This window comes from Microbacterium sp. 1S1, from assembly GCF_008271365.1.
Lineage (GTDB): Bacteria > Actinomycetota > Actinomycetes > Actinomycetales > Microbacteriaceae > Microbacterium.
On sequence record NZ_CP043430.1, the window covers coordinates 137,991 to 152,718 of the forward strand.

The following is a 14,728-nucleotide window of genomic DNA, read 5'->3' on the forward strand; positions in this document are numbered from 1 at the left end:
GTTGTTCCTTGGTGACGTGTCCGAGCGGCCGAAGGAGCACGCTTGGAAAGCGTGTGTTGTGCAAGCAACCGCGGGTTCGAATCCCGCCGTCACCGCCAGAAACGAAGAAGACCTCCGCATCGCGGAGGTCTTCTTCGTTTCTCGCTGCTGTCAGGTGTCGAAGCGTATCCCGTAGGTCAGTCCGCCCGGCGCGGAGGGGAGCCGGGTCATGCCGAGGCGCTCGTAGAAGGCGGCAGCGCCGACGTTGGCGGGGTCCATCCCCAGGTGCAGCGCCGGGACGTCTCGTTCGCGCAGTGTGGCGAAGAGCGTCTCGATCAGGGCGCGGCCGAGCCCCTGCCCCTGGGTCTCCGGCAACAGGTCGATGTGCAGATGCGCGGGGTACTCCGTGGCGTTGGGCTCGACACCCGGTTCCCGCGTGTAGCCGTATTCGATCAGCTTCTCCTCGCGGGTCTGAGGATCGGCCGACCGGGGGTAGCGTGCATGCAGGGCGGGCCACCACTCGTCGCGGAACCAGGCGGAGAACGCGTCGGTGTCGTCGGTCGCGACCAGGTAGCCGATGGCGCGCCCGTCGTCTGCCTCCACGACCCACGCGAGGTCGGGGTGCCGCTCGACGTAGGGCACGGCGAAGAGGTTGCCCCAGAGCTCGTCATCCGACAGCACACCGGTGGCGTCTCCCCCGGCGTCCGCCGTCTTCACGCAGATCTCGAACATCGCCGCGCGATCGGTCGGGCGGTAGGGGCGGATACGCGACACGGATGCTCCTCGGAAGGGTCAGGGTGCGCTCAGCCTATCGGCGTGTGCGGCCGGCTCGACGTCGCGACGGATCCACGGCACGAGCCAGGCGCCGAGCACGAGGACGACGCCGGCGCCGACGAGGGCGCCGCCGAGCGTGTCCGTCGCCCAGTGCACCGACAGGAACGTGCGCGACAGCGCCATGAGCACGATCCATGCGGCCCCCACGATCGCCATCCACACTCGGGGGAACAGGACCCAGAGCACGAGCGCGATGGTCGCGGCGTTCGCGGTGTGACCGGACGGGAAGGAGCCGTAGTCGCTCACGACGAGCATGTCGTGGGGACGAGCGCGACCGAAGATGTTCTTCAGGAGTTGCACGGCACCCGCGCTGACGAGGAAGCAGAAGGCGGCGAAGAGGGCACCTCGCCATCGCCGCAGGAGCAGCAGGACCAGGATGGTCCCCAGCGGGACGGCGAGGATGGCCACCCACCCTCCGCCGATCCAGTTCAGCGCGAGCGCGAAGCTCAGCATCCAGTCCGCGCGGATCGCGCCGATCGTGTCGTTCCACCACTGGTCGAGGCCCGGTGTCTGCGGATACACGAAGACGACGAGCGCGCCGAGGGCGGTGGCCAGGAACAGGCAGGCGACGCCCCACCACAGCAGCATCCGTCGATTCATCGTCCCATTGTGACCGATGCCCCCGTGATCGCGGGTCGGCGTGCCGGTCAGCGGCCGATGCGGGCGAGCCCCTGCTCGAGGTCCGCGATGAGGTCGGCCACGTCCTCGATGCCGACGGAGAGGCGCACGACGTTCTCCGGAACCGCGAGCTCGGTGCCGCGGACCGACGCGTGCGTCATCTCGGGCGGGTACCCGATGAGCGACTCCACGCCGCCGAGCGACTCGGCGAGCTGGAAGAGGCTCGTGCTCTCGGCGAAGGCACGCGCCGCCTCCCCGCCGGCGGCGAGGCCGAGCGAGAGCATCCCCCCGAAGCCGCTCATCTGCCGGGCGGCGACCGCGTGCCCGGCATGCGACGACAGACCGGGATAGAAGACCTGGGCGAACTCGGGGCGCGCCTGCGCCCATTCGGCGATCGCCTGTGCGTTCTCGGAGTGCTGGCGCATCCGCACCGCGAGCGTCTTGATGCCGCGGGTCGTCAGCCAGGCGTCCAGCGGAGCAGAGACCGCGCCCACGGCGAACTGCTGGAACTTCACGGCCTCGACGAAGCGGTCGTCCCGGAAGACGACAGCGCCGCCGAGCACGTCGGAGTGTCCCCCGAGGTACTTGGTCGTCGAGTGCACGACGACGTCGGCGCCGAGCGCCAGGGGCTGCTGCAGGGCCGGCGAGGCGAACGTGTTGTCCACCACGACGAGGGCCCCCGCCGCGTGAGCGATCTCGGCGATGAGCGCGATGTCGATGACCTTGAGCAGCGGGTTGCTCGGCGTCTCCAACCACACGATGCGAGTCTCGGGACGGATGGCAGCCCGGATCACGTCGACGTCGGACAGCTCGACGGTGGTCGTGTCGATCCCCCAGGGCGCGAGCACCTTCGTGAGCAGCCGGTAGGTGCCGCCGTAGACGTCGTTGCCGAGCAGCACGTGATCGCCGGGCGCGAGGAGACCGCGCAGCAACCCGTCCTCCGCCGCGAGACCCGACGCGAACGAGAGCGCTGCGACCCCGCCCTCCAGCGCGGCGAGCTGCGTCTCCAGCGAGGAGCGCGTCGGGTTGCCGGCGCGATTGTACTCGTAGCCGTCGCGGAACCCGCCGATGCCGTCCTGCACGTGCGTCGAGGACTGGTAGATCGGCGGGATGATCGCCCCGGTGGTCGGGTCGGGCGCCTGTCCGGCGTGGATGGCGCGGGTGGCGAAGGCGTGATCGTGGTCGGACATGCCCTCAGCCTACGTCCGGGTCCGCCGACCGGTCCCGGCCTGTTACGCCGCGCGTCACCGGGAGAGGTAGCCGAGCAGATCCTGCCGGGTCAGCACGGTGTGGGGCTTGCCGTCCTCCGTCACGAGCAGCGCGTCGGCGTCGGCCAGGGCGGCGCGCGCCTGGGCGACCGGGGCGTGGATGCCGATCAGCGGAAGCCGCTCCCCCGCGTGCGCTCCGACGGCGTCGCTCGGCTCGGCGTCGCCGCGGAAGAGCAGGTCGAGCAGACCCTTCTCGTCGACGGTGCCGACGACCTCGCCCATCATCACCGGGGGTTCTGCACTGAGGACGACGAGTTGCGACACCTCGAACTCCGTCATCATCCCGATCGCCTCGAGCACCGTGTCGGTGGGATGGGCGTGCACGAGGTCGGGAAGGCCGTGCCGAGAGGCGCGCGCCGCGAGCACGTCGGCGACGGTCTCCCCCTCCTCCACCTCGCTGAACCCGTACGAGCGCATCCACCCGTCGTTGAAGATCTTGCCCAGGTAGCCCCGACCGCCGTCCGGCAGGAGCACGACCATGACGGCATCTGCAGGAAGCTGTCGGGCCAAGCGCAGCGCCCCAACCACCGCCATGCCGCTGGAGCCGCCGACGAGGATGCCCTCCTCGCGTGCGAGCCTGCGGGTCATCGCGAACGACTCCGCGTCACCGACCGCGACGATCTCGTGCGGCACGGTCGGGTCGTAGGCGCCCGGCCAGATGTCCTCGCCCACGCCTTCGACGAGGTAGGGCCGGCCGGTGCCGCCGCTGTAGACGCTGCCCTCGGGGTCGACGCCGACGATGCGCACCCGGTCGCCCGACACCTCGCGCAGGTAGCGCCCGGTGCCGGTGATCGTGCCGCCCGTCCCCACACCGGCGACGAAGTGGGTGATCCGGCCGTCGGTGTCGCGCCAGATCTCCGGCCCCGTCGTCTCGTAGTGACTGCGCGGCCCGTTCGGGTTCTCGTACTGGTTCGGCTTGAACGCGCCGGGGATCTCGCGCGCCAGTCGATCGCTCACGCTGTAGTACGACTCGGGGCTGTCGGCCGGGACCGACGTCGGGGTGACGACGACCTCCGCGCCGTACGCCCGGAGCACGTCGATCTTGTCCTCCCCCACCTTGTCCGGGACCACGAACACGCAGTGGTAGCCGCGCTGCTGCGCGACGAGGGCGAGCCCGACGCCGGTGTTACCGCTCGTCGGCTCGACGATGGTGCCGCCCGGTTTCAGCTGGCCCGCGGCCTCGGCGGCATCGATGATGCGGGTGGCGATGCGGTCCTTCGCCGAGCCGCCGGGATTCAGGTACTCGAGCTTCACGAGCACCGTGCACGCGATGCCCTCGGTGACGTGCTGGAGCTTCACCAGAGGCGTGTCGCCGACGAGGTCGACGATGGAGTCTGCGTACTTCATCTGTTCAGGGTACGGCGAGGGTTCCCGCCGATGGGGCTGTGTTTCAGCGCCGCTTCGACAGGCTCAGCCACCCAGCACCTGGGTCCCTGAGCCTGTCGAAGGGCCTGAGCCTGTCGAAGGCTCAGCCCTTCGTCGCGCCGGCCAGCAGGCCGCGCACGAAGAAGCGCTGGAGGGCGAAGAACACGATCAGCGGGACGATGATCGAGATGAACGTTCCCGCCGACTGCAGGAACCACTTGTTGCCCCAGGTCCCGGAGAGCGAGTTCAGCGCCTGCGTGATCGGCAGGGCGCCGGGCGAGGCGAAGATCGTCGCGACCAGCAGGTCGTTCCATACCCAGAGGAACTGGAAGATCGCGAAGGACGCGATCGCCGGAGCGGCCAGGGGCAGGATGATCCGGAAGAACACCTGGCCGTGTCCTGCGCCGTCCACGCGCGCCGCCTCGATGATCTCACCGGGGATCTCGGAGATGAAGTTGTGGAGCATGAACGTCGCCAGCGGCAGCGCGAAGATCGCGTGCGCGATCCACACCCGCGCGAAGCTGTACTGCACCTCGTTCAGCCCGAATCCGGGGAAGATCGGCACGTCGTTGATCGTCAGGCCGTCCGAGAACAGGCTCAGCAGCGGCACGAGAGCCATCTGCAGCGGAACGATCTGCAGCGCGAACACGAAGATGAAGAGCATGTTCCGACCCTTGAAGTCGATCCATGCGAACGCGTACGCGGCGAGCGACGCCATGACGATCGGGAACACGGTCGCGGGGATCGTGATCGCCAGCGAGTTCACGAAGGCGGTCGCGAGGGTCGTCGACGTACCACCCGAGTTCCATGCCTGCACGTAGTTGTCGAACGTGAACTCAGGGTTGGCGAAGACCGTCCACCATCCGCTGTTCTGCGTGTCCGCTCCCGGGCGGAACGAGGTGACGAACAGCCCGAACGTCGGAATGGTCCAGAAGAGGGCGATGACCGCGGCCGCGATCGTCGCGCCCTTCGAGGTCAGCTTCTTATGGGCGATCGCCTCGTTGCGGCGCGTGTCCCGCGCCACCTGGCGCTTGGTGCGGTTGTCCACGACCGTGGCCTGCGTTGCACTCATCAGCGGATCTCCCTCTGCTTGGCCATCGATCGGGCGTTGTAGACGATCAGCGGCAACACGAACAGGAACAGCACGACGGCGAGCGCCGACGAGTGCCCGTAGCTCTGGAACCGCTGCTGCTGGTTGACCATCTCGAAGCCGAGGACGCTGGTCTCATCCCGGCCACCGGTCATCACGGCGACGATGTCGTACACCTTGAGCGACGCGATCGTGATGGTCGTGAGCACCACGATCAGCGACGACCGGATGCCGGGCACCGTCACGTTGCGGAACCGCTGCCAGGCGTTCGTCCCGTCGAGCTCGGCCGCCTCCATCTGCTCCACCGGGACCGCCTTGATCGCGGCCGAGAGGATCACCATCGCGAATCCCGTCTGGGTCCAGATGAAGACGATGAGCAGCATGAGGGTGTTGAGGATCGGCTTGATCGCCAGCCACTGCACCGGATCGCCGCCGAACGCGGTGACGATGGCGTTGAGGAGGCCGATCTGATCGCCCTGGCGGGCGTCGTACATGAACTTCCAGATGATGCCCGCGCCGACGAACGAGATCGCCACCGGCATGAACACGAGCACCTTGAGGAACTTCTCGCCGCGCGCCCGGTCGATGAACACGGCGTAGGCGAGGCCGATGACCACCGAGATCACCGGAGCCAGCAGCGCCCAGATGATCGTGTTGATCACCGACGAGGTGCCGACCGGGTTGGTGAAGACCCAGATGTAGTTCTCGAGTCCGACGAACTCGTCGCCGGTCTTGTCGAAGAAGGACTTGAAGATCGTCGAGATCGCGGGGTAGATCAGCCCCAGCAGCAGCATGATCGACGCCGGGGCCATGAACAGCACGAGCTGGAACAGGTAGCCGGCGCCCTGGCGGGCGCGGAAGTCGGCGAAGAAGAGGAGCGCGCCGACGAGCAGCGCGATGGCCACGACGTACACGACGGCGTTGGCGTAGGGGCGCAGCAGCAGCAGGGCGAGCACCGGGATCACCAGGCACGCGACCAGCCGCATGATGAAGTAGCCGCGGCCGGGGCGGGGCGCGAACTCGATCAGCACCAGGATGAGGGCCACGACCACGCCGAACACGAGCAGCACGGCCGGGATCTGCACCAGCGGGTTCAGACCGCCGAGCCACAGGAAGAAGCTGTTGAGCGAGAAACCGATGGTGATCCGCGAGGACTCCTCGGTCGGCGCGGTGAACGCGAGGAGCAGCGCGAGGGCGACGACGACCACGAAGCCGATCGCGAGGACCGTGCGGGTGACGTTCCTCCCCTTCGCATCGGTGCCGTGCGTCGTCGGTGGCGCGTCAGCCTCGACGGGTTTCTCGATGGTCGCGTGCGACATGGACGTCCCCTTCTGGATAGTGCTGGGTTCCCGGGCAGTACGGATCGGTGGAGCGGGGGCCGGGCTGTGCAGCCCGGCCCCGCTCTGCCTACGACGATCGCGTCGAGGCGATCAGTTCTCGTAGCCGGCCTGGATGTCGGAGAGCACCGTCTCGGTGTCCTTGCCGTCGATCCAGTCGACCATCCCCTTCCAGAACGACCCCGAGCCGACCGTGGACGGCATCAGGTCGGAGGCGTCGAACCGGAAGGTCGTCGCGTCGTCCTGCATGATGGTCATCGCCTCCTGGAGGAACTCGCTCGAGGCGAGGCTCGGGTCGGCGTTCTTGTTGGCGGAGATCACGCCGCCCAGCTCGACACGCGCGTCGGCGAACTCCGGCGATGCCATGAACTCGAGCACCTGCTGGGTGGCCTCGTCGTCGGAGAAGGCCGCGACGAACTCACCGCCACCCTCGACCTGGAGCTCGCCCGCGGTCTCACCCGGCATGATGAACGCGTAGACGTCGCCGTCCGGAGCGACCTCAGGGACGTTGCCCTCCGCGGTCTCGGTGTCGAGGAAGTTCGCCGACAGGAACGAGGCCTGGTGGGTCAGTGCGCAGTCGCCCTTCGCCACCGCGTTGGCGACGTCGCCGAAGGCGGTGGAGTTGATGCTCTTGACGTCGCCGTAGCCCGCGTTCACGTACTCCGGATTGAGCAGGATCTCGCCGACGGCGTCGAAGGCCTGCTTGATCTCGGGGTCGGTGAACTTGACGTCGCCGGCCACCCAGTCGTCGTAGACATCCGGGCCCGACTGACGCAGCACGAGGTCCTCGATCCAGTCCGTGCCCGGCCAGCCCGAGGCCGCCTCGGAGGCGAAGCCGGCGCACCAGGCCGGACCGCCGGTCTTCTCGACGATGGTGTCGGTGAGCGCGATCATGTCGTCCCAGGTCTCCGGAACCTCGACACCCCACTCGGCGAACTGCTTCGGGGAGTACCAGACGTAGCCCTTGAGGTTCGCGAGCATCGGCGCCGCGTAGAAGGTGTCGTCGAACGTGCCGTACTTCTTCCAGTCCTCGGACCAGTTCTCGTCGACGGCCTTCTCCACGGCCTCGGGCGCCGGCATGACCTTGCCGGTGTCGACGAGGGTCTTGAGCAGACCGGGCTGCGGCACGATCGCGATGTCGGGGGCGTCTCCACCCGTCACCTTGGTGACGATGTTGCCCTCGAAGCCCTTGTCGCCGGTGTACTCGACCTTGATGCCGGTGTCCTTCGTGAACTGCTCGAAGGAGGCGTTGAGGTCGTCGGCCTCGACGCCCGTGATGCCGCCGGAGATCCGGACCGTGTCCTTGGTCTCCCCGCTGCCGCCGTCGCCGCTTCCGCCCTCGGCGCAGCCCGCGAGCGCAAGAGATGCGACGCCGACGAGTGCGATGGGGGCGAGCAGGCGGTATCGCTGTGACAAAGCCATGTACTTCTCCTCTTCCGGTGGATCTTCCGTCCGCCCAAGGAGAGCAATCGCCGCAACCATTGGGGAACCGATTCCAGGCCAACCTACTCGGGTTCCTTCTCGCCGTACAACTGGGGAAGGTTACAAGATCACAACCCTTTGACGGAGCCTGTTCCCCGACGATGGGAGCGCTCCCAGTCCATGGCGTCTGGAACCGGTTCCTCCTCGCGTGTGGAACGATTACGATGGCTCCCGGCGAGCGCCCGATGGCTCGCCGTCGTGGAACCGCGTCGAGGAGGACACGATGAGCACGATCGCCGACGTCGCGACGCGCGCCGGTGTGTCCAAGGCCACCGCCAGCCGCGCCCTCAGCGGTCGCGGCTACGTCTCGGAGGAGACCAGGCAGCGCGTGGAGGAGGCGGCACAGTCCCTCGCGTACGTCGCTCACTCCTCCGCCACGAGCCTCGCCACGGGGCGCACGGGCACCGTCGGGCTGGTGATGCCCCCGGTCGACCGCTGGTTCTTCTCGGAGCTGCTCGCCGGGGTGCAGGAGGCGCTGCTCGCCCTCGACTACGACCTGTCGCTCTACGGTGTCCCCGAGCGCTCCGGCACCAGGGAGCGATTATTCGAGAGCGTGCTGCCGGGCCGGAGGTTCGACGGCATCATCGCCGTCGGCATCCAGCCCAGCGCCCGTGAGCTGGAGCGGCTGCACCGCACAGGGCGCCCGCTCGTGAGCGTAGGCCCCTACAGCGCCGGGGCGAGCGCCGTGTCGATCGACGACGCCGCCGCGGCGCGGATCGCGACCGAGCATCTGATCGAGCTCGGCCACACCGACATCGCCTTCGTGGGCGGCGCCACCGACGACACCGATCTCAGCTACGGCGATGCCCGCCGCCTCGCCGGCTATCGCGAGGCGCTGCACGCGGCGGGGCTGACCCCACGGGCGCGGGTCGCGGGCGCGGCGCCGACCATGCCCGGTGGCTACGCCGCGGCGGCGGGGCTCCTCGGCGACCGGCGGCACCGTCCGACCGCGATCGTCGGCGTCTGCGACGAGGCCGCCATCGGTGCCGTGATCGCGGCCCGCCGCCTGGGCATCGCGGTGCCGACCGAGCTCAGCGTCGTCGGCATCGACGACCATGAGCACGCGGAGATGTTCGCCCTCACCACCATCGGGCAGTCGCCGCGGGAGCAGGGCAAGGAAGCCGTGCGCCTGCTGACGCGCCGGATGAACGAGCCGGACGCCCCGGTCGAGCGCATCGAGGCCGGATCGGCGCTCGTCGTGCGCAGTTCGACCGCGGCGCCACGCTGAGTCCCGTGGACGCACGAAGGCCCCGGGCGGAACCCGGGGCCTTCGCAGAAGCGCTGGTGCGCTGGAATTACTTGAGGGTGACGGTCGCGCCGGCCTCTTCCAGAGCAGCCTTGGCCTTCTCGGCCGTCTCCTTGTTGGCGCCCTCGAGGACGGCCTTCGGAGCACCGTCGACGACGGCCTTGGCCTCGCCGAGGCCGAGCGAGGTGAGCTCGCGGACAGCCTTGATGACCTGGATCTTCTTGTCGCCAGCAGCCTCGAGGATGACGTCGAAGGAGTCCTTCTCCTCCTCGGCCGCGGCCTCGCCTGCGCCGCCAGCGGCACCGGCGACGGCGACGGGGGCAGCAGCGGTGACCTCGAACTTCTCCTCGAACGCCTTCACGAACTCGTTGAGCTCGATGAGGGTCAGGCCGGCGAACTGCTCGAGCAGCTCCTCGGTGGAAAGCTTCGCCATGATGTATCTCCTAGATAGATGGGGTTTGTAGACGAGATCGCCGGTCGCTTACGCGGCCTCGGCGGTCTCCAGCTTTTCGCGAAGCGCGTCGATGGTGGCGGCAGCCTTGCCCATCGTCGCCTTCATCATTCCCGCGGCCTTCGCCAGCAGAACCTCACGGCTCTCGAGCGCGGCGTACGTGTTGACCTCGTCGGCGGTGAGGGCCTTGCCCTCGAAGATGCCCGACTTGATCACGAGAAGCGGGTTGGCCTTGGCGAAGTCACGCAGAGCCTTGGCGGTGGCGACGAAGTCACCGTGCACGAACGCGACAGCCGACGGCCCCTTGAGGTCCTCGTCCAGCGCGGAGATGCCTGCCTTGTTGGCGGCGATCTTGGTCAGCGTGTTCTTCACCACGGCGTACTCAGCGTCCTGACGGATGCTGTTGCGCAGCTGCTTGAGCTGGGCAACCGTCAGACCGCGGTACTCGGTCAGCAGGACGGCGTTCGAGTTCTCGAATGACTTCGTGAGCTCGTTGACCGATGCATCCTTCTGCGCCATGGTCACTCCTTGGTGTGTACGAGGCGCCGCACGGTGGTGGGGCGCCGGCCTCCGACCCCCTGCAAAAGAGAAGAGCTCCGGCGCAAGCGCACGGAGCTCGGAAGTTCGTGACACCTGCGCGGGCCCCTGCGTTGCAGAGCTTCGATCCTGCGTGCTTGCGCACACACGATGACCAGCGGTCTTCGGTTATGACCACTGTACCCCACCCCCATCTCTCCCCCAAATCCCCCTCCTCTTTCCGTCGACCCACCCCTCTGCGTGCACCCCGGCCCCCTACGACCGCACGCATGGGGCCGGGGCGCACGGAAGGGGTGGGTCGATGTCTCAACGGGCGAAGAGGCCGAGCGCGCGGAAGTGCGCGTCGGCCGCGGCGAGGGAAGCGACGTGCGCACTCGCCACCCGGATCACCCGCCAGCCGGTGGTCCCGCGCACCCAGTCCTCGCGGATCTTCTCGTCCAGCACCACCTCTTCCGCGCTGCGGTCGCCGCGGAGCTCGTCATTCAGGTATTTGTCGCGGCCGTCGCACTCCACGAAGGTACGGGACTGATCGACGGCGATGTCCATCCAGAACCTGCCGCCGCGCGGCCCGTCGACCGGCACCTGCAGACGCGGCCTGCCGAAGCCGAGTTGATGGAGCCGATACCGCGTCACGCTTTCCAGCGGAAGCTGTGCGCGACCGTCGGCCAGACTCACGATCCGACGCGCCTGCACGATGCCGCGGAGCCGCGGATGGCGCACCCGATCCGCGAGGTCGGCCAGGAGAGCCTGCTCCGCGGTGTCGTCGAACTGCCACGGGTCACCGCCGACACGGGCGAGGGCGGCATCCGCGACGGCGAGGGCCGCCTCCGGGACGACCGTGCGGGCGAGGTCGACGACCGTGCGGGCGAGGGAGGTGCACCGGATGCCGTCGACATCCACGACGTCGTCATCCGGAACCCGTCCCTCGTGCCGCAGGATCCCTGGCGTGCTGTGCCGACGGTCCGGGGGCGCCGTCACGTGGACCCTCGTCGGCCGGACCCGGTACAGCGGCAGCCCCCACAGCACAGCGGCCGAGGCGTGCGAGAACACGGGCCGCGTCTGCGATGCCGAAAGGTCGGCGGCCACGACTTCCGCGCGGTGCCGGGACTCCGGTGCGAGCTCGTTCCAGACCTGCTGCGCGATGTACCACCCGCGACGGACGTGATGCAGCCGTCGCCCCACCTCGGCGGCACGGAGCGTCCGGGAGCCCCACCCCTCCGCCTCCAGCCGCCGGCGACCGAGGAGCATCGTCCGGATCTCGTCCACGCCCACCTGCCTCATCCCCCGAGTCTCCCCACCGCCAGTCCCCGTACTCCCCTTCTTTGAGTTCCCCACACCCCTCCCCTCCCTCCCCCTCCTGTGCAGGAACGATCCCGCGCAGTCGACCCACCCGCTTCCGTGCCTCCCACCCCTTTCGCGCGGGCGGAAGGGGTGGGAGGCACGCAGGGGGTGGGTCGGCGGGAGGGGCGGCGTGCGAACGGAACGGGGGTGGGGGAGAGTTAGAGTCTTCTGGTGACCCCCGGAACTCCAAGCTCGCATCGTCGCAGACTCGCGCGACCGCGTGGCCTGGATGAGGGCGCGATCCCGCGGCATCACCGCCACCGACGTCGCCGGACTCACCAGCGAACGCTCGATCGCCCGCGCTGCCGACGCCAAGCTCGGCGGTGGGCCCCGATTCGGTGGCAACGCCTACACGGACCACGGCCGGCGCCGGGAGCCCGAGATCGCCGCCTGGGTGGCCGCGACGCACGGCATCTTCCCCTCTTCCGCGTTGTTCCGCGCCGAGGTCGAGCACCGCCACCTGGCGACCCCCGACGGGATCTCCGTGGATGCGGACGGTCGGGTCAGCCTCGCGGAGATCAAGACCACCAACAAGGCGTTCCGCGGCATCCCGCGCACGTACCTGCGACAGGTGTGGTGGCAGCAGCATGTGCTGGGCGCCGAACGCACCCTGTTCGTCTGGGAGGAGCACGTCGACTTCTCCCCGGTGCACGACGAGCCCCGCTGCGTGTGGATCGACCGCGACGACCGGGAGATCGCAAAGCTCGTGGGGCTCGCGACCGACCTCATCGACGAGCTGTACCGCCGGACGACGGGACGTACGGTCCCGTCCCGCTCCACCTCCCCCGCAGACAGCCGCCGCGAGCAACTCCGCGAGCGCGACGCCTTCCGCGCCCTCGCCCTCGCCGACTGAGCAGCCGGCGCGGGCTCACGTGCACGTGTTGTTCCCGCCCAGACCGAGCAGGCCGCCCACCGACAGCGTCCGCGTCGCGGCGGGCGAGACCCAGGACGTCCCGGGGAGGACGGCCTCGACCCGCACGGTATTGGAGGAGCCGAGCAGGCTTCCGAGCAGGGTGCTGAGCACGCTGGAGCTGATCGTGGCCGAGTACGTCCACGGCCCACTCCCGCTCTGTCCGACCGAACCGTTGTCGACGACGACGGTGTTGATCGAGAGCCGCTGCTGCGCCTTCGGATAGGGCGAGGTCCAGGTGATCGTGAAGCCGGTGAAGGTTCCGAGCAGACTCGTCACCGTGCAAGAGGTGATGGACGGCACGGCCAGCCGCGACGCGGTGAAGGACCCGGCGGCGTACTCGCCATCCGTGAACCGCGCCGTGCTGGGCTCGACCGACGACGCGGAGACTGCGGCGCAGAGGACGGCCACGGCGGCGACTGCGACGGCCCTCCGCCGGCCCCGGCTCATCACAGCTCCTTCCCCCTTCCCGAGCCCCGGCGCGGAGCGGCACCGAGCACGGCGGCGCCGATCACGACCAGCCCGCCGGCCACGATCAGGGGGGCGATCCTCGACGGGGGTCCCGTCGAGGCGAGCCCACCGCCCGGCCCAGCGTGCACGGTCTCCCCTGCCCCGTGGGCGACGACCTGCATCTGCGTCGTCCCGGCTCCGTCCGCAGGATCGAGCGCGATCGTGAGACGGAGGTGGGCGGTCTCGGAATGCGGGATCTCGGTCACGGGGGTCTCGGTCCCGTCGCGCGGGATGCTCCAGTCATCGCGGACGATCGTCGATCCCGATGCGCACCCCGCCGGGCCCCACCGCTCGGCACAGAGCGCGACGTCCACCCGGAGTCGGGCGTCACCCGTCGCCCGCACGCCGATACGGATCCGACCCGGTTCCTGCGCCTGGGCGCTGACCTCGACGTCCCACCGCACTGGCCGACCGGGAAGCATCCCCCCGGCGGACTCCCAGTCCGCGATCGAGACGAGCCGCAGCACATCGCCCTGGATCACCTCCGACGTCGGCTCCGCCCGCGCGACCCCCGGGACCACGAGGGTCAACAGCACGGGCGCCGCGAGGACGGCAGCCACTCGGCGCCACTTCACGATCCCTCCGCGTGCGCCGGGGCCCGCCGCGGCGCACGCGGCCAGAAGGCCCAGACCACCAGCGCCGTCGCCGCGATCGTGAGCACGGCGAGGACCACCGGGTCCCCGAGCGCCGCGACCACGACCGCCGCCCCCGGCATCGCGAAGAGCACGGTGCGGACGGAGGACACCGGATAGGGGACGGGATCCTCGCTCGCGTTCGCGTCGCCCCGCAGGGTGAGCATCCGCTCGTGCTCCGAGGCACCGGGTTCGACAGCCGTGACGCGATGAGTGACGGGGAGCTCGCCGCGGCGGTCCACCGTCACCACGTCCCCCACTTCGACCTCCGCGGCGGGCACCCGCTGTACGACCGCCACCGACCCCGCGGGGATCGTCGGCGCCATCGAGCCCGTCCGGAACATGATGAGCGTGATCTGCGACGTCGCCGCGAGGATCACCAGGAGGATGCAGATCGTCCCGGCGGCCGCCGCGCACCACAGCAGCAGGTCACCCAGCATCCTCCGCCCGCGGCCCCGCGCCGCGACCGGCTCCGTGGTCTCTGCTCGCCACCGGCGACGGGGCGTCATCATGACGACGTCCCCTGGATCTGCCAGGTCTGCGTCATCGTGAGCCCCTGCGCCCCGTTTCCCGCCGCCGAGGGCAGGGTCACCGCGAAGCAGTAGTTCACCTGCGCCGCCCCGTTCGCCGCGACCGCCTGGGTCGTGGTCCCCGACGCCGTCAGGGCGGACCCCTCAGAGACGACAGTGGTTCCCGCCGGATACGTCGCCGCCGTGCAGGAGGTTCCGGCGATCGTCCGCACCCCGTAGGTGAGATACGTCACCAGCCCCGTTCCCCCCGGCGTTCCCGGGATCAGCTGCAGCACTCCGGCCACCGAGGGATTCGCGGTCCGCACGCTGAACAGTGCGTACGTCGTCGTCCCCGGTGCCATGGCGGTGGGCGGAAGCTGGAAGTTCAGCGCGGCCGCCGTGCCCGCCGTCGCGTGGCTGGAGAAGGTCGTGCCGTCGGTCGCCCCGACGATGTCGAACCGTCCGGCCGTGAAGGTCGCGGCGCCGAACTCGGAGTCGTTCCAGGCGGCCAGGGTCGCGGTCGCGCCGACGCCCAGCACGAGACCCCCGGCGAGTATCGCCCGGATCCGGCGGGATCGCGTCCGTCCCCTCTCCCGCCTCACTCTGCGGGTATCCACGA

General features: G+C 69.5%; 16 protein-coding genes and 1 tRNA gene. 3 read left to right on the forward strand and 14 right to left on the reverse strand.

Annotation, left to right across the window (positions count from 1 at the left end; genetic code table 11):
* Positions 1-10 precede the first annotated feature (10 nt).
* Positions 11-98: transfer RNA gene (locus FY549_RS00695), tRNA-Ser, on the forward strand.
* Between the two features lie 52 nt (positions 99-150).
* On the opposite strand, the gene FY549_RS00700 is transcribed toward FY549_RS00695, so the two are convergent.
* The 7 genes from FY549_RS00700 to FY549_RS00730 form a co-directional block, all read right to left on the reverse strand.
* Positions 151-753, reverse strand: coding sequence for a GNAT family N-acetyltransferase (locus FY549_RS00700; protein WP_149083390.1), 603 nt, complete (start codon positions 751-753; stop codon positions 151-153).
* 18 nt (positions 754-771) lie between these two features.
* Positions 772-1,413, reverse strand: a complete 642-nt coding sequence (locus FY549_RS00705; RefSeq protein WP_200838923.1) for a phosphatase PAP2 family protein — start codon at positions 1,411-1,413, stop codon at positions 772-774.
* A gap of 47 nt (positions 1,414-1,460) precedes the next feature.
* Positions 1,461-2,621: a cystathionine gamma-synthase gene (locus FY549_RS00710; RefSeq protein WP_149083391.1), complete on the reverse strand. Its 1,161-nt coding sequence runs from the start codon at positions 2,619-2,621 to the stop codon at positions 1,461-1,463.
* A gap of 54 nt (positions 2,622-2,675) precedes the next feature.
* Positions 2,676-4,046: a cystathionine beta-synthase gene (locus FY549_RS00715; RefSeq protein ID WP_149083392.1), complete on the reverse strand. Its 1,371-nt coding sequence runs from the start codon at positions 4,044-4,046 to the stop codon at positions 2,676-2,678.
* 121 nt (positions 4,047-4,167) lie between these two features.
* Positions 4,168-5,136, reverse strand: coding sequence for a carbohydrate ABC transporter permease (locus FY549_RS00720; RefSeq protein ID WP_149083393.1), 969 nt, complete (start codon positions 5,134-5,136; stop codon positions 4,168-4,170).
* The gene (locus FY549_RS00725) at positions 5,136-6,473 is read right to left on the reverse strand and encodes a carbohydrate ABC transporter permease (RefSeq protein ID WP_149083394.1); all 1,338 of its coding nucleotides are present in this window, start codon (positions 6,471-6,473) and stop codon (positions 5,136-5,138) included. The genes FY549_RS00720 and FY549_RS00725 overlap by 1 nt, the downstream gene beginning before the upstream one ends.
* 111 nt (positions 6,474-6,584) lie before the next feature.
* Positions 6,585-7,913, reverse strand: coding sequence for an ABC transporter substrate-binding protein (locus FY549_RS00730; RefSeq protein WP_149083395.1), 1,329 nt, complete (start codon positions 7,911-7,913; stop codon positions 6,585-6,587).
* A 283-nt stretch (positions 7,914-8,196) separates the two neighbouring features.
* Here FY549_RS00730 and FY549_RS00735 point away from each other — a divergent pair, with 283 nt between their 5' ends.
* Positions 8,197-9,201: a LacI family DNA-binding transcriptional regulator gene (locus FY549_RS00735; protein ID WP_149083396.1), complete on the forward strand. Its 1,005-nt coding sequence runs from the start codon at positions 8,197-8,199 to the stop codon at positions 9,199-9,201.
* A gap of 67 nt (positions 9,202-9,268) precedes the next feature.
* Here the strand turns inward: FY549_RS00735 and rplL are convergent, their stop codons facing one another.
* The 3 genes from rplL to FY549_RS00750 all read right to left on the reverse strand — a co-directional run bounded on the left by rplL (position 9,269) and on the right by FY549_RS00750 (position 11,488).
* On the reverse strand, positions 9,269-9,652 hold the full coding sequence (rplL, locus tag FY549_RS00740) for a 50S ribosomal protein L7/L12 (RefSeq protein WP_025104227.1): 384 nt from the start codon (positions 9,650-9,652) through the stop codon (positions 9,269-9,271).
* A 48-nt stretch (positions 9,653-9,700) separates the two neighbouring features.
* Positions 9,701-10,189, reverse strand: coding sequence for a 50S ribosomal protein L10 (gene rplJ, locus FY549_RS00745; protein ID WP_149083397.1), 489 nt, complete (start codon positions 10,187-10,189; stop codon positions 9,701-9,703).
* A 324-nt stretch (positions 10,190-10,513) separates the two neighbouring features.
* A complete protein-coding gene (locus tag FY549_RS00750; protein WP_149083398.1) occupies positions 10,514-11,488 on the reverse strand; it encodes a hypothetical protein in 975 nt (324 codons plus the stop codon).
* A gap of 289 nt (positions 11,489-11,777) precedes the next feature.
* Here FY549_RS00750 and FY549_RS00755 point away from each other — a divergent pair, with 289 nt between their 5' ends.
* On the forward strand, positions 11,778-12,401 hold the full coding sequence (locus tag FY549_RS00755) for a YqaJ viral recombinase family protein (protein WP_149083399.1): 624 nt from the start codon (positions 11,778-11,780) through the stop codon (positions 12,399-12,401).
* A 15-nt stretch (positions 12,402-12,416) separates the two neighbouring features.
* On the opposite strand, the gene FY549_RS00760 is transcribed toward FY549_RS00755, so the two are convergent.
* The 4 genes from FY549_RS00760 to FY549_RS00775 are packed head-to-tail and all read right to left on the reverse strand — an operon-like array spanning position 12,417 to position 14,726.
* Positions 12,417-12,908, reverse strand: coding sequence for a hypothetical protein (locus tag FY549_RS00760; protein WP_149083400.1), 492 nt, complete (start codon positions 12,906-12,908; stop codon positions 12,417-12,419).
* A complete protein-coding gene (locus FY549_RS00765) occupies positions 12,908-13,543 on the reverse strand; it encodes a hypothetical protein (protein WP_149083401.1) in 636 nt (211 codons plus the stop codon). The genes FY549_RS00760 and FY549_RS00765 overlap by 1 nt, the downstream gene beginning before the upstream one ends.
* The gene (locus FY549_RS00770) at positions 13,540-14,112 is read right to left on the reverse strand and encodes a signal peptidase I (protein ID WP_200838620.1); all 573 of its coding nucleotides are present in this window, start codon (positions 14,110-14,112) and stop codon (positions 13,540-13,542) included. The genes FY549_RS00765 and FY549_RS00770 overlap by 4 nt, the downstream gene beginning before the upstream one ends.
* Positions 14,109-14,726: a SipW-dependent-type signal peptide-containing protein gene (locus FY549_RS00775; RefSeq protein WP_149083402.1), complete on the reverse strand. Its 618-nt coding sequence runs from the start codon at positions 14,724-14,726 to the stop codon at positions 14,109-14,111. The genes FY549_RS00770 and FY549_RS00775 overlap by 4 nt, the downstream gene beginning before the upstream one ends.
* Positions 14,727-14,728: the final 2 nt, after the last annotated feature.

Excerpts from the sequence above, each read along its gene's own strand:
- FY549_RS00705 (WP_200838923.1), bottom strand. The coding sequence starts at position 1,413 with ATGAATCGACGGATGCTGCTGTGGTGGGGCGTCGCCTGCCTGTTCCTG.
- FY549_RS00710 (WP_149083391.1), bottom strand. The coding sequence starts at position 2,621 with ATGTCCGACCACGATCACGCCTTCGCCACCCGCGCCATCCACGCCGGA.
- FY549_RS00715 (WP_149083392.1), bottom strand. The coding sequence starts at position 4,046 with ATGAAGTACGCAGACTCCATCGTCGACCTCGTCGGCGACACGCCTCTG.
- FY549_RS00720 (WP_149083393.1), bottom strand. The coding sequence starts at position 5,136 with ATGAGTGCAACGCAGGCCACGGTCGTGGACAACCGCACCAAGCGCCAG.
- FY549_RS00725 (WP_149083394.1), bottom strand. The coding sequence starts at position 6,473 with ATGTCGCACGCGACCATCGAGAAACCCGTCGAGGCTGACGCGCCACCG.
- FY549_RS00730 (WP_149083395.1), bottom strand. The coding sequence starts at position 7,913 with ATGGCTTTGTCACAGCGATACCGCCTGCTCGCCCCCATCGCACTCGTC.
- FY549_RS00735 (WP_149083396.1), top strand. The coding sequence starts at position 8,197 with ATGAGCACGATCGCCGACGTCGCGACGCGCGCCGGTGTGTCCAAGGCC.
- rplL (WP_025104227.1), bottom strand. The coding sequence starts at position 9,652 with ATGGCGAAGCTTTCCACCGAGGAGCTGCTCGAGCAGTTCGCCGGCCTG.
- rplJ (WP_149083397.1), bottom strand. The coding sequence starts at position 10,189 with ATGGCGCAGAAGGATGCATCGGTCAACGAGCTCACGAAGTCATTCGAG.
- FY549_RS00750 (WP_149083398.1), bottom strand. The coding sequence starts at position 11,488 with ATGAGGCAGGTGGGCGTGGACGAGATCCGGACGATGCTCCTCGGTCGC.
- FY549_RS00755 (WP_149083399.1), top strand. The coding sequence starts at position 11,778 with ATGAGGGCGCGATCCCGCGGCATCACCGCCACCGACGTCGCCGGACTC.
- FY549_RS00760 (WP_149083400.1), bottom strand. The coding sequence starts at position 12,908 with ATGAGCCGGGGCCGGCGGAGGGCCGTCGCAGTCGCCGCCGTGGCCGTC.
- FY549_RS00770 (WP_200838620.1), bottom strand. The coding sequence starts at position 14,112 with ATGATGACGCCCCGTCGCCGGTGGCGAGCAGAGACCACGGAGCCGGTC.